We start from the raw sequence: 12,796 nt of genomic DNA, 5'->3' as shown, positions 1-12,796 counted from the left end.
GTTCCACGACCGGGCCCGGGGCGCCCGAATCGCCCAACTCCGTCCGTCGGTAGGGCTTTTGCACCTCGGCAAAGGACGACCGCAAAGTGACGGGTACACGCCCGCGAAGACAGTAGCGCACGGGCCCGGGTGGCTTGAATCCATCGGTCCGATCGGAGGCGGCCCGGGCCGCCCCGGGCCGCCCCGGGCCACCTCCGGTCGGGTCAGCCCGCGAAGAAGGACTTGGCCGCGATCAGCGCCCGCTCGTCCCGCAGGACGTCCCCCGGCTTGGTCCCGTTGCCGATCAGCGCGCCGCCCCAACGCATCCCCATGTACTCGGCGGTCAGCTTGAGGGTGCCGATCAGCGGCTCGGCGTGCTCCTCCGTCCCGGCCAGCACGGTGACGTCCCACAGGGTGCCCCCGCGCATGCCGTCCCGGAAGGCCAGCCCGGGCACCCGGAACCAGGCCGACCAGTAGTCGAGGTAGAGCTTGGCGCTGGTCGGCATCGTGTACCAGTACAGCGGCGCGACGAGGACCAGGTCGGTGGCCGCCAAGGTGGCCTCCAACAGCGTCCGTTCGTGCCCGACCGGCTCCGGGTAGCGGCCGTCACCGGTGTGCCGGAGGTCCTGGAAAGGCGGCAGCGGGTGCTCGTCGAGCCGCAGCCACTGCTGCTCGGCGCCCTCGGGCAGGCTCGACTCGGCGGCCAGCCGGGCGAGTTGCTGAGTGTTCCCGCCGACGCGCGAGCTCGCGTCCAGGAACAGGAAACGGCGCGGCGCCCCGGCGTCGGACGGCTGGTCGGTCATCGGTACTCCCCCGGTCAGGTGCTGTGGACACCCGAGCGAGCACCGGCGGACCGCCGGGTATTCCGCGGCCCCGGCCAGGGGTTCCGGCGGTCGGCCAGGGGTTCCGGCGGTCGGTCAGGCCGGCAGCCCGGCCCGGCGGCGGGCGACCTCGGCGACGGCCGCCCAGTCCTTCTCGCCGTCGCCGTGCGCCAGCGCGTCCAGGAAGGCGTCCCGCAGGATGCCGCCGAAGGGCAGCGGGACGTGCCGGGCGGCCCCGGCCTCCAGGGCCAGGCCGACGTCCTTGAGACCGAGCGGCAGCCGGAACCCGGCCGGCTCGTAGCGGCGCTCGGCCACCATCGAGCCATAGCCGGAGTAGACCGGCCCGGGGAAGAGCGTGCTGCTGAGCATCTCGACCAGGTCGGTGGGCCGGACCCCGTGGGCCTCGGCCAGGCTGCACGCCTCGGCCATCGACTCGATCGCGCAGGCCAGCAGGAAGTTGGTGCTGATCTTGGCGGTGTTGGCCTGCCCGGGGCGGTCGCCGAAGTGCCAGCTGCGCTCGCCCATCGCGGCGAACAGGGGCTCGGCCCGGTCCAGCAGTTCGGGTGCGCCCGCGACCAGGATGTTGAGCTTCCCCGCCGCCGCGACCGGCGGCCGGCCCAGGACGGGCGCGGCGACGTAGCCGATGCCGTGCTCGGCGTGCAGTTCCTCGGCCCGCTCGGCCAGGGCGAGCGAGACGGTGGCCATGTTGACGTGCAGGGTCGCCTTCGCGCCCGCCAGCAGCCCGGGGTCGAGCAGCAGCCCTTCGACCGCCTGGTCGTTGGCCAGCATCGAGACCACCGTGTCGGCGGCGAACACCTCGGCGAGCGAGCCGGCCGCCTCGGCGCCCAGGGCCACCAGGGCGGCCACCGGCTCGGGCGAGCGGTTCCAGACCCGTACGGAGTGGCCGGCGCGCAGCAGGCTGCCGGCCATGCCCTGCCCCATCGCGCCCAGCCCCACGAAACCGACCGTCGCCCCGCTCATCCGCGTACTCCGTCCGCCGCCGTCACCGTACGTTGGTTCGTCCGGGAGCGACTGTACGTCAGGGGAGTTCGGCGGGACGGGGATGTCCAGGAAGGACTCCCTGGCCGGGCGGGCCGCCCCGGCCGGGCGGCTACGCGACCCGGGCCGGGCGGCGGAGGCGGCCGGCCGAGGCGCCGCGCTCCAGCTCGGTGACCACGCGGTGGCGCAGCAGCTCGTACTGGGCCTGGAGCCGGCCGGGGCGGGCCGGGCGGGCGACCGGGCGGCCGGGGCCGACCAGCTCGTTCGGGTCGAACTGCTCCCGGGTGAGGTCGATCTCGAAGCCGGTGGCGAAGCGGTTCCACCAGTGGAGGTCCGTCCGGACCCCGTCGACGTGGACCTCGCCCATCATCAGCTCGCCGCCGAGCAGGTCGTGCACCACCATGGCCGTCACCCCGCACTGGCCGCGGGCGGGATTGTCGGGACGCCAGCGGGCCTGGTCCTCGGGCGCGCAGGTGTCGACACCCCAGGAGGAGCGGATCGCACGTTCGATGTCGTTGAGGGTCCACGCCGTCATACCGGGAAGCCTGCCACGCGGCACTGACAACGACACCGGCTTTTCAAAGGGTCACCGCCTGTTCTGCGGCGACCCTCCCCTTGTTCACCCGAACGAGTCCGCCGCGGGCCGTCGCCCGGGAGCACGGCGGGTGCCGGGTACGGGAGTTCGCCCGGCCGGTCGGCCCCGGCGGCGGGCCGACCGGGCGGGGCGGGTCACTTCGCCAGGGCGGCCACGCCGGCCTGCGCGAACTGCTCGTCCAGGTCGCCGCTGGGCGCGCCCGCGACACCGATGCCGGCGACCGGAGCGCCCTTGGACTGCACGGGGGCACCGCCCGCCAGGAACAGCGTGCCCGGGATGTCCTTGAGGTTCGGGGCCTGGGCCAGGCGCTTGGCCAGCTCCGAGGTCGGGGCGTTCCAGGAGACCGCCGTGAAGGCCTTGCGCTCGGCCGACTCCGGGGCCTGCGGGCCGGCGCCGTCGCCCTTGAGCAGCACGCGGGTGACGCCGTCCCGGTCGACCACGGCGACGGAGACGTGCTGGCCGGCCTTGGTCGCCGCGTCCAGGGTGGCCTGGGCGGCGCGGGTGGCGGCGTCGATGGTCAGGCCGGTGCTCTGGGCGAGGTTCTTGTTCTGGGCGTCGACCTTCACCGCGGCCGGGGAGGCCGGGGTCTCGGTGGTCTCGGCGCTGGCCGAGACGGCGCCGACGCCGGCGGCGGCGAGCGCGGCGACGGCGGCGGTGCCGGTCAGCACCCGGGTGCGCACGGAGGTCTTCTTCATGGTCCAGCTCATGGTCCAGCTCCTCAACGGGACGGCGGGTCCGCGGGGTCCGCGGCGGGTTCGGGGCCGGGCGGCGGGGGGACCGCCCGGCTCTGCTCCGATCCTCCGGCCGGATCCGGGTGCGCGGCATCGACGGTCCGGCGCGACCGTCCGGGCATGATGGAGGACTCCGGCGTCAACCGATCGGCTGATGCGGGACCGGGCCGGACGGGTCAGCATCGAGGGATCGGCGCAGGTCAGTGCACCGGGCGCCGGCCCGTACCGCCCCGCCCCGACCTGCCCGCCCGACACTGCTCGGGCGTCGGCCGTCGGCCGAACACCGTCGCCCCGTCGGCCGAGCCCCGTCCGGAGCCCGTAGCGCCAGGAGCCCCCGTGCAGCAGCCCCGCCCGCCCGCCGGTCCGCCCCCCGGCGGGCGCGACGCCGGTGACCCGGACGCCGGACGGCTGGCGCTGCTGCTGGACTCCGCCTTCCTGCTGCTGCTCGCCGCCGCGCTCAGCCGCTACCTCACCCACCACGCCGACAGCCCCCGGATCCCCTGGGTGATCGGGCTGAGCGCCGCCCTGGCCGTCGCCCAGCCGGCCGCCTCCTGGCTCGACCACCGCCGCCCGACCCCGCCGGGCCGGCCCCGCCGGTGGCCGCTGGCGCTGGTGGTCGCGCTCTGGGTGGTGCTGGTGCTGCTCGCGCCGAGCTTCGCCTGGTGCGCCGTCCCGCTGATCTACACCGGGCTGCGGGCGCTGCCCGCGAAGGCGGCGATCCCGTTGGTGGCGGCCCTGACGCTGCTGGTGGTGAGCGCCGAGGTCCGGCTGCCCGGCACGGCGGACGCCACCCTCGTCCTGCTGCCGCCCGCGGTGGCCGCGCTGGCCACCGGGGTGTTCCTGTTCATGGCCCGGCAGGCCGCCCGGCAGCGCGCGCTGATCGCCGACCTGGTCCGTACCCGGCGCGAACTCGCCGCCACCGAACGGCGCGAGGGCACGCTCGCCGAGCGCGAGCGGCTGGCGATGGAGATCCACGACACCCTGGCGCAGGGCCTGTCCAGCCAGCAGATGCTGCTGCAGGCCGCCGACCGCACCTGGGACGCCGACCCGGCGACCGCCCGCACCCACGTCCGCACCGCCGCCGAGGTGGCCGCCCGCAACCTCGCCGAGGCCCGCCGCTTCGTCCACGACCTCGCCCCGGCCGAGCTCGCCGACGGCGGCACCCTGGACCGCGCGCTGCGGGCGCTCGCCGAACGGGAGTCCGCCGAGAGCGGGCTGCCGGTCCGCTTCCACCTGGACGGCACGCCCGTCCCGCTGCCGGCGGCCGTGCAGTCCGCGCTGCTGCGGATCGCCCAGGGCGCGCTGGCCAACGTCCGGGAGCACGCCGGGGCCTCGGCGGCCGCGATCACCCTGTCCTTCCTGGGTGACCAGGCCGTGCTGGACGTCGCCGACGACGGGCAGGGCTTCGATCCGGCGGCGGGCGGGCACCGTACGACCGGCGGCACCCGCGGGTACGGCCTGTCGGCCATGCGCGCCCGGCTGCGGCAGCTGGGTGGCACGCTGACCGTGGAGAGCACCCCCGGCGAGGGCACCGTCGTCTCCGCCGCGATCCCCCTGGAGCACCGATGAACGCAGCGCGCACCCCGTCGAGCGACGCACCGGGCACCGGCTCCGCCGCCGTCCGGCTGCTGGTCTGCGACGACCACGCGGTGGTCCGGGCCGGCCTGCTGGCACTGCTCGCCAGCGCGGGCGACATCGAGGTGGTCGGCGAGGCGAGCACCGGGGAGGAGGCCGTCGCGCTGGCGGCCGCACTGGCCCCGCAGGTCGTGCTGATGGACCTCCAGCTCGGCGAGGGCATCGACGGCGTGGAGGCCACCCGGCGGATCACCGCCGCCCCGGGCGGACCGCACGTCCTGGTCCTCACCACGTACGACACCGACGCCGACATCACCCGGGCCATCGCGGCCGGCGCCACCGGCTACCTGTTGAAGGCCGAGCGGCCGGAGGAGCTGTTCGCCGCCGTCCACGCGGCCGCCCGGGGCCGGACGGTGCTCTCCCCGCCGGTCGCCTCCCGGGTGATGGCGCAGATGCGGGCGCCCTCGCCGCAGCTCACCGAGCGCGAGCAGGACATCCTCGAACAGCTGGCGCAGGGCCTGGGCAACCGGGAGATCGCCCGGGCGCTGTTCATCAGCGAGGCGACGGTGAAGACCCATCTCGGCCGGATCTACGACAAGTTGGGCGTGGACACCCGGGCGGGCGCGGTGGCGGTGGCCAAGGAGCGCCGGCTGCTGCGCTGACCGCCCCGGCCCGCCGGAGCCCGCTCCTCCGCTGCGCTGGGCACTCGCGCGGTGTCACTCCGTGCTGTCATGATGCATGGAATGTCGGGTTCCGGGCCGCGCGCTGTGCGCGTCCGGGAGCGTGCCGCCCGGCCGCCCACCACCCCGGCGAGGTCACAACTGCCTGGTGGGACGCCCATCACACCGGCCCGACCACATCGCCACGATTGTGGATTTTTCGTGGATCCCACTATTGACAAACCAACCACGCGGTTTGTTAGCGTGAGAGCACGACGTCTCCGGGGGTGGGGACTCGCCGGGTCTGTGCGGACGCTCTCGCCGGAGGGTGGTGCAGGGGGGAACGGCGAGGCTGCCGGGGTGTCGGGGGGAGCGGCAGCGCCGAAGCCGCGCGACGTGGCGGCGTGGAGCGGGTCCGGGGGGACTCGCTCCACGCCTCCCCCGTAACCCGCCCCCCGTCCGTCACACCAGTGCGCTCCAGTACGCGCAGTGCACGTAGGGCAGCGGAGCCGGATCGGGCTCACCCGCTCCCGGCAACTCGGGCACCCGCTCCGAGCGGGCCACCCCGAGCTGGCTCGCGGTCACTCGGATCTCACCGAACTCACCAAAGCACAGCACCAGTTGAGAACCTTCCCGAGTCGTCGCGGCGACCCCGGGCCGGTCCCGTCCGGCGTTCAGCGAGGTGATCGTCCACCCCCGCCGCCGCCACTGCCGCTCCACCGCGCCCGCCAACTCCGCCCGCCGGCCCGGCGACACGACGGTCAACAGGTCCCGCCCGCGGGTCACGTACCAGAGCACCTCGGCCCCGCGCCGCCCGGGCGCCGCCAACCGCACCCCCGCCCGCGGCACCGCCTCCTGCCACACCGGCACCGGCCGGAGGGCCTCCACGGTCTCCCGCAGCAGCTCCTCGCACCGCTCCCCGGCGTCGAGTTGATCGCCCGTCACATCCGGGGCCAACACCGGCCACCAGTCCGGCACGGCCACCGCGCCGGCGCGGAACCCGTCCGGGCACCCCAGGTTCAGCTCGGCACCACCTGACTGCACAGGGCCCTCCGTACTCCCCCCGGCGTTCAACCCGGGCAGGCATTCCGTCACTCCTTGGACGGCCCCCGGGCACGGACAGTTCCCCGCCCCGGGCCCCACCGCACCCCGCCACCCGGGCACGGTGGGGCCGCCACCGGATCCGGGGTCAGCCCTTCGCGTCGTCCGCCCAGGTGATGTCCATCTCGTCAATGAAGTAGCGGCCGTCGAAGCACAGGAAGACCTTGGACGTGGTGTCGTTGTCCGCGATCCAGGTCTTGTTCCACTGCACGACGGTGCCGGCGCCGTCGCGCTTGGGGAAGTAGAGGCCCTCGCGGCGCTCCGGCTGGTTGTAGAAGCCGTGTCCGTTGGGCAGCCGGTACGGCGTCCGGAAGATGGCGTCGCTGCCGCCGATGCAGTCGAAGAGGGCGGCGGGGAAGTTGGTGCGGGCGACCAGCTTGGGCGGGACGTAGTGGACGTCCACCTCCCCGGAGTCCACGTAGCGGACGGGCTCCCCCTTCAAGCGGTGGAAGGCCCGGCGCGCGGCGCCCGCCGTGTCGTAGCTGTCCGTGAAGGTCACGAGACCCCCCTCCCGCCCCTCCTGGTACCAGTCGCCCTGGGAGTACTGGTCGAAGTCGAAGGTCTCGATGCGGGTGCCCGGGGTGAGGAGTTCGCCGGGGACCTCCCGGAAGCTGGTCTCGTCGAAGATCTGCTCGATGGTCCGCACGCGCTTCTCGTAGCGGCGGGCCGGCACCCGGACCCGTCCCGTCCCCACCGGGAGGTCGGTGGCCTTCGGCGCCGGAGCCGGTGCGGGCTTCGGCGCCGGGACGGGCGCGGGCGCCCAGGCGGTGCAGGACCGGTCCTCGGCCCCGGCGCCCTTCTCCAGGACCAGCGGTCCGCCGGGTCGCTCGGCAGCCGGTTCGGCCAGGCCGAGGAGGCAGTTGGAGGAGTCGTGCATGGCCATCAGCCGACCGGTGTCGCGCTGGACAAAGGCCCGCCAGGCCTGCCGCCAGTACGAGGAATCGCTGCCGGTGTCGGGGAACTTGGGCCGCAGGGTGACCGCGGCACCCCGGCTCGATGCCTCCGCGGTCAGGTAGAGGCCGGTGGCGACGTGCCGGATCCGGTGGTTGATCACCCGGAACCGCTCGGCCACCCACTGCTCACCGTCACCGCCGGTCTCGGGCGCGAGCACCACGGGAGTACCCTCCGGGCTCCCCGCCGGAGCACCGGCCACCAGGCCGGGAATGCGGTGCAGCCGCAGCGCGAACGTCTCGGTGGGCCAGTCGACCAACATCGTGAACACCCTCTCTGGTGATGGAACATGACATCACGTCATAGAGATGATCACTTGATCGGACGGCACTGCGCCAGAGGGCCGCGGACGGGCAAGGACAACCGACCTGCCCACCTGGACCTTCCACCTCACCGCCACCGCCACCGCCACCGGCGGGGAGCTCGCCGTCGACGCCACCTCCGCCGACTTCGCCGAGCCGACCGCGACCACCGCCGAGAACCTCTACGGCACCGGCACCGACCTGGACGCCGTCAACGACGCCCGGAAGACCGTCGGCGCCCTCCGAGCCCCGCCCCCGCTCCGCGACGGTGCCCGGACAATGCGTAAAGCCCCAGGTCGCTGACCTGGGGCTTTACTGCTGGAGCGGGCGACGAGAATCGAACTCGCGCTCTAAGCTTGGGAAGCTCATGTTCTACCATTAAACTACGCCCGCCTGATGAGCCGTCAGAGACTGCTCATTCCAGTGTCACTGTACCCCATCCGCGACAGTGGCCGCACGGCCGGTCCCGGGCCGTGGCGGAGCCCGGTGGGGGCGGGCGGGGAGCGTACTGTTTGGGCCGCGTGCGAGTGCCCCGGTGGGTGTGGGGTCGGGGCGGCGAGCCATGGTGTGGAATGTCCGGAACATCCCCTAATGTGACGCTGTCCCGGGGCCAGGCCGCCGGGGCGCGATGAGTACGGGTGAGTACTGGGTTAGGGATGGGAAGGGGATCGATGGAGCAGCGCACCGTCGTTCGTTGTGCCGAGGGGCACCTGTTCAGCACCACCACGTTCCCGATGCAGAACCTCGGTCCCGGGCGGCTCGGTCCCGGGCGGTTGATCCGCTGTCCGCAGTGCGGACGGCTGCGGAACTCGGTGCCAGCCGACGTACGGGAGCTGTCGACGGCCCAACTGGCTCGGGCGATGCGGCTGGAGGCCGCTGAGTTCCTGGCCTGACGGCCGGCGGGAGGACACGGGGCCCCGGACGGATTCGTCCGGGGCCCCGTCGTGCACGTAACCTCGAAGCGTGCTGCTCTCTGACAAGGACATCCGGACCGAAATCGACCTGGGCCGGGTCGCCCTCGACCCGTTCGACCCGTCGATGATCCAGCCGTCGAGCATCGACGTGCGCCTCGACCGCTTCTTCCGCGTGTTCGAGAACCACAAGTACCCGCACATCGACCCCTCCGAGGAGCAGCCGGACCTGACCCGGCTGGTCGAGCCGGACGGCGACGAGGCGTTCATCCTCCACCCCGGCGAGTTCGTGCTGGCCTCGACGTACGAGGTCATCACGCTGCCCGACGACGTGGCCTCCCGGCTGGAGGGCAAGTCGAGCCTGGGCCGGCTGGGCCTGCTCACCCACTCCACGGCGGGCTTCATCGACCCGGGTTTCAGCGGTCACGTGACGCTGGAGCTGTCGAACGTCGCGACGCTGCCGATCAAGCTCTACCCGGGGATGAAGATCGGGCAGCTGTGCCTGTTCCGGCTCTCCTCGCCGTCCGAGCACCCGTACGGCTCCGCGCGCTACGGCTCGCGCTACCAGGGGCAGCGCGGCCCGACGCCGTCCCGCTCGTACCTGAACTTCCACCGCAGCGAGGTCTGACCGCGCCGCGGCAGAGCGCACGCACGACGGGCGGCCACCCCCTCGACCCGGGGGTGGCCGCCCGCGGCGTTTCCGGACGGCTGCGGAGCCGGACAGCCGGCAGAGCTGGCGGAGCCGGACAGCCGGCGGAGCCGCCCGAGCGGTGTCAGGCCCGCTTCGGGCTGGTGACGGCGACCAGCTCGGCGCCGTCCTCGGACAGTCGCAGCTCGGTGCGCAGCTCGGCGAGCTCGCCGAGGTGGTGCAGGTGGGTGCCGCCGCAGAAGATCTGCGCGCCGCCCTCGGGCAGCTCGCAGTGCCACTGGCGGCGGGCGGTCAGCTCGGGGCCGGGGACGTCGATCCGGACCGGGGCGTCGGCCGCGACCCAGGCGGCGAGCCGGGCGTTGACGGCCTCGGTGAGGGCGGGCAGGGCGTCGGCGAGGGCGGGGAACTCCTCGGTGGCGTCGACCGTGAAGCCCTTCTTCTTGAGCGACTTGCCGAGCCGGTAGCTGTCGGTGCTGGCCTGGGTGTCCATCACCGAGCTCGCCATGGCGAGGCTGTCGAAGTCGGGGCTGCCGAAGGCGTCGGAGCGGCCCGGGTCCTTGCGCCAGCGCGGGGCGAGCGCGGCGTTCAGGGCGAGGGCGAGCAGGTGGCAGCCGCTGTGCGAGGCGCTCAGGGCGGCCCGGCGCTCGGTGTCGACGGCGAGCGCGGCGGTACGGCCGACGAGGTCGCCGGGGTCGGCGGCGAGGACGTGCAGGACCAGCCAGGACCACTCCTCGTCCCCGCGCTTGACCGGGATCTCGGCGCCGACCAGCGGAGCGCCGCCGTCCGGGCCGACCGCGCCGGTGAGGCAGTCCACCACGGCCAGCTCGGTGCCGTCGACGGTGAGGGTGCCGTGGTCGGCCGGCTGGTCGGGCCAGGTGTGGTCGAGCGGGTGGAACGGGGTCGCCGTGGTCACCACCGCGTACCGGCCGTCCGCCAGCGGGTGCACCGCCAGCACCGGGGACTCCCCGGTCACCGCCCCGGCCGGGAAGCTGACGTGGGTGGTGGGGAGGGTCATGGCTGGCTCCGCTGGTGGTCGACGAACGAGGGTGGGCGGGCCCGGGGCCTTCCGGCCGGACCCGCCCACCATTCTGCCTGTCGGCCCCGCACCGGCGGCAGGGACCTTGATCACGCCGGCCGCTGCCGCCCGGTCACCCGAGCGTCGGCAGCTTGATCAGCACCAGCAGCGCGAGCAGCTGCAGCGCCGCCGCGGCCGCCGCCTTGCCCCAGGGCAGGTCGTGCACCCGTCGGACCATGGTGGTCAGCAGGTACGCGCAGAGCATCCAGGTCGCCCAGCCGACCACCTGCACCACCGCACTGCCCGAGGGCAGCACCAGGTCGAGCAGCAGCCGGGGCGCGTCGGTCAGCCAGCCGATCAGCGCGGCCAGGCCGACCGTCGACTTCCACGGGCCGTCGCCGCCGAGCTGGCGGGCCAGCGCGTAGGTGACCGCGCCGAAGACGGCACCGGCCACCGTGAAGCCGATGGCGGCGGCGAGCAGGCCGGTCAGCGCCACCGAGAAGGTCGAGTTGACGATGTCGTCGTGGGTCAGCCCGATGCCGAGCACCGCGAGCACGCCGTACAGCAGCGAGACGCTGAGGGCGGGCAGCCAGACCTGGTGGTCGCGGGTGCGGTCGAAGATCGCGGTCGGGGTACGGAAGATGCCGACGAACAGCTCGCGCCACTGCGGCCGGGGCCCGCTGACGTGCGGGGCGGACTGGCCGCCGGCGCGGTAGACGGTGACGTTGTCCTGGCCGTACGGGGGCTGCTGCTCCTGGGCGTACGGCTGCTGCTGCCCGTAGCCGCCGTCGTCGTAGCCGTACCGGCCCTGGTCCGGGCCGTGGCCGTGGCCGTGGCCGTGGCCGTGGCCCTGGCCGTAGGGCGGCTGCTGCTGCCCGTACGGGGCGCCGCCCCGGTACGGGTCGCCGGCCGTCGGGAAGGCCCGGGTGCTGCCCGGCCGGTCGGCCGCGTACGGGTCGTACCCGTCACCGACCGTGGACCCGGGACCGCCCGCGCCGCCGCCCGGGGTGCCCGGAGTGCCCGGGGCGCCGGGCCCGCCGGGCGCTGCCGTCGGGTGCGCGGCCGTGAAGTACTCCGGCCCGTCCACGGGGCCGTCCGTCCGCCCGTACCCCCCGGGCGCCCCCGGCGGCGGCGGAGGCGCCGACCATCCGCCGTGCGGACGGTCGGCACCCTGACCGCTGTCGTATCGATTACCAGCCACGCTCCGAAGGTACCCGTCCGGCCCAGTGCGCGTCCGTCCCGGACGGAGCCGGGGCCGGTTTGCAGCGAGCCTGAGACGAACGGGTCCGAAAGTCGTCCGGCGAGGACGCCCGGGGCCCCTGCGGAGCCGTCAGCGCTGGGCGGTGACCGACGGCCCGTGCACCGAGGCGGCCGCGGCCGTGCCGGCCGGGCAGCCGCCCGGGCCGGCCGTGGTGCGGACGGCGCCGACCGGCAGCAGGGTGCCGCAGGCGATCCGGATGCCGTTGGGCAGCTCGTTGTCGGACTCGACGATCGCGCCGTCGCCGATCACCGCGCCGTCCAGGGCCGAGCGGTCGCCGACGGTGGCGTAGGCACCCACGATCGAGTCCTTGACCAGGGTGTCCGGGCCGATCACGGCGCCGGGCAGGATCACGCTGCCCTCGACGATCGCGCCGGCCTCGACCACCGCGTCCGCGGAGACCACGGTGCCGCCACTGAGCACCGCGCCCGGGTGGACGGTGGCGCCGGGCAGCAGCAGGGCGTCACCGGTGGGGCCGGGGACGGCCGGGGAGTCGACCTTGCCGAGCACCAGGTCGGCCGAGCCGCGGACGAACGCGGCCGGGGTGCCGAGGTCCAGCCAGTACGAGGTGTCGACGACACCGCGCAGCAGGGCGCCGGTGGCCAGCAGCTCGGGGAAGGTCTCGCGCTCGACGGAGACCTCGCGGCCGGCCGGGATGCGGTCGATGACGGAGCGGGTGAAGACGTAGCAACCGGCGTTGATCTGGTCGGTGACGATCTGCTCCGGCGTCTCCGGCTTCTCCAGGAACTCCAGCACCCGCCCGTTCGCGTCGGTCGGGACGAGGCCGAAGGCCCGCGGGTCCTCCACCCGGGTGAGGTGCAGGGTGACGTCGGCCCCGGCGGCCACGTGGCCGTCGCGCAGGGCGGCGATGTCGAGGCCGGAGAGGATGTCGCCGTTGAAGACCAGGACCGGCTCGTCCGGGCCGCAGGTCAGCCCGGAGGCGGCGTTGCGGATGGCCCCGCCGGTGCCCAGCGGCTCGCGCTCGGTCAGGTAGACCAGCTCGATCCCGTACGGGGTGCCGTCCTGGAAGTGGTCCTCGAACACCTCGGCCAGGTAGGAGGTGGCCAGCACCACCCGGGTGACCCCGGCGGCGGCCGCACGGGCCAGCTGGTGCGCGATGAAGGGGACGCCTGCCACGGGCAGCATCGGCTTGGGGGTGTGGGTGGTCAGCGGACGCAGTCGCGTGCCCTTACCACCGACGAGCATGATCGCCTCGGTCATGGTCTGCGCTGTTCCCCTTGTGCTCTCCG

12 protein-coding genes, 1 tRNA gene and 1 pseudogene are annotated in these 12,796 nt (G+C 74.3%); 4 read left to right on the top strand and 10 right to left on the bottom strand.

Annotated features, from left to right (window positions below; all coding sequences use genetic code 11):
• Nucleotides 1-203: 203 nt before the first annotated feature.
• The 4 genes from ACFV8H_RS04110 to ACFV8H_RS04095 all read right to left on the bottom strand — a co-directional run bounded on the left by ACFV8H_RS04110 (nucleotide 204) and on the right by ACFV8H_RS04095 (nucleotide 3,089).
• Nucleotides 204-782, bottom strand: a complete 579-nt coding sequence (locus tag ACFV8H_RS04110; protein ID WP_380396416.1) for a flavodoxin family protein — start codon at nucleotides 780-782, stop codon at nucleotides 204-206.
• 114 nt (nucleotides 783-896) lie between these two features.
• Nucleotides 897-1,781, bottom strand: coding sequence for an NAD(P)-dependent oxidoreductase (locus tag ACFV8H_RS04105; RefSeq protein ID WP_380396415.1), 885 nt, complete (start codon nucleotides 1,779-1,781; stop codon nucleotides 897-899).
• Between the two features lie 130 nt (nucleotides 1,782-1,911).
• A complete protein-coding gene (locus ACFV8H_RS04100) occupies nucleotides 1,912-2,334 on the bottom strand; it encodes a hypothetical protein (RefSeq protein WP_380396414.1) in 423 nt (140 codons plus the stop codon).
• A 194-nt stretch (nucleotides 2,335-2,528) separates the two neighbouring features.
• Nucleotides 2,529-3,089: a heme-binding protein gene (locus ACFV8H_RS04095; protein WP_380396508.1), complete on the bottom strand. Its 561-nt coding sequence runs from the start codon at nucleotides 3,087-3,089 to the stop codon at nucleotides 2,529-2,531.
• Nucleotides 3,090-3,461: 372 nt separating this feature from the next.
• Here ACFV8H_RS04095 and ACFV8H_RS04090 point away from each other — a divergent pair, with 372 nt between their 5' ends.
• The gene (locus tag ACFV8H_RS04090; RefSeq protein ID WP_380396413.1) at nucleotides 3,462-4,694 is read left to right on the top strand and encodes a sensor histidine kinase; all 1,233 of its coding nucleotides are present in this window, start codon (nucleotides 3,462-3,464) and stop codon (nucleotides 4,692-4,694) included.
• Nucleotides 4,691-5,362 (top strand): response regulator, encoded by a 672-nt coding sequence (locus tag ACFV8H_RS04085; protein WP_380396412.1) that lies wholly within the window; start codon nucleotides 4,691-4,693, stop codon nucleotides 5,360-5,362. The genes ACFV8H_RS04090 and ACFV8H_RS04085 overlap by 4 nt, the downstream gene beginning before the upstream one ends.
• A gap of 459 nt (nucleotides 5,363-5,821) precedes the next feature.
• Here the strand turns inward: ACFV8H_RS04085 and ACFV8H_RS04080 are convergent, their stop codons facing one another.
• The 3 genes from ACFV8H_RS04080 to ACFV8H_RS04070 all read right to left on the bottom strand — a co-directional run bounded on the left by ACFV8H_RS04080 (nucleotide 5,822) and on the right by ACFV8H_RS04070 (nucleotide 8,106).
• Nucleotides 5,822-6,403: a hypothetical protein gene (locus tag ACFV8H_RS04080; RefSeq protein WP_380396411.1), complete on the bottom strand. Its 582-nt coding sequence runs from the start codon at nucleotides 6,401-6,403 to the stop codon at nucleotides 5,822-5,824.
• A gap of 145 nt (nucleotides 6,404-6,548) precedes the next feature.
• Complete coding sequence (locus ACFV8H_RS04075) at nucleotides 6,549-7,673, bottom strand: RICIN domain-containing protein (RefSeq protein WP_380396410.1); 1,125 nt, start codon at nucleotides 7,671-7,673, stop codon at nucleotides 6,549-6,551.
• 359 nt (nucleotides 7,674-8,032) lie between these two features.
• A tRNA-Gly gene (locus tag ACFV8H_RS04070) sits at nucleotides 8,033-8,106 on the bottom strand.
• Between the two features lie 263 nt (nucleotides 8,107-8,369).
• Here ACFV8H_RS04070 and ACFV8H_RS04065 point away from each other — a divergent pair.
• Nucleotides 8,370-8,606, top strand: a complete 237-nt coding sequence (locus ACFV8H_RS04065; RefSeq protein WP_375882694.1) for a hypothetical protein — start codon at nucleotides 8,370-8,372, stop codon at nucleotides 8,604-8,606.
• A gap of 70 nt (nucleotides 8,607-8,676) precedes the next feature.
• Complete coding sequence (dcd, locus tag ACFV8H_RS04060) at nucleotides 8,677-9,252, top strand: dCTP deaminase (protein ID WP_375882696.1); 576 nt, start codon at nucleotides 8,677-8,679, stop codon at nucleotides 9,250-9,252.
• Nucleotides 9,253-9,397: 145 nt separating this feature from the next.
• On the opposite strand, the gene ACFV8H_RS04055 is transcribed toward dcd, so the two are convergent.
• The 3 genes and pseudogenes from ACFV8H_RS04055 to ACFV8H_RS04045 all read right to left on the bottom strand — a co-directional run.
• Nucleotides 9,398-10,288 (bottom strand): metal-dependent hydrolase, encoded by an 891-nt coding sequence (locus ACFV8H_RS04055; RefSeq protein WP_380396409.1) that lies wholly within the window; start codon nucleotides 10,286-10,288, stop codon nucleotides 9,398-9,400.
• A gap of 133 nt (nucleotides 10,289-10,421) precedes the next feature.
• Nucleotides 10,422-11,375 carry a Yip1 family protein gene (locus ACFV8H_RS04050; RefSeq protein ID WP_380396408.1) on the bottom strand — a complete coding sequence of 318 codons (954 nt, stop codon included), beginning with the start codon at nucleotides 11,373-11,375 and terminating at the stop codon, nucleotides 10,422-10,424.
• A 327-nt stretch (nucleotides 11,376-11,702) separates the two neighbouring features.
• Nucleotides 11,703-12,767, bottom strand: a pseudogene (locus ACFV8H_RS04045) (sugar phosphate nucleotidyltransferase); the annotation flags it as partial.
• Between the last annotated feature and the right edge of the window lie 29 nt (nucleotides 12,768-12,796).

The organism is Kitasatospora sp. NPDC059827, assembly GCF_042731675.1.
In the GTDB taxonomy this organism is placed as follows: Bacteria; Actinomycetota; Actinomycetes; order Streptomycetales; family Streptomycetaceae; genus Kitasatospora.
Note: the sequence above shows the minus strand (reverse complement) of the source record. Positions and strands in the feature narration are given on the sequence as shown.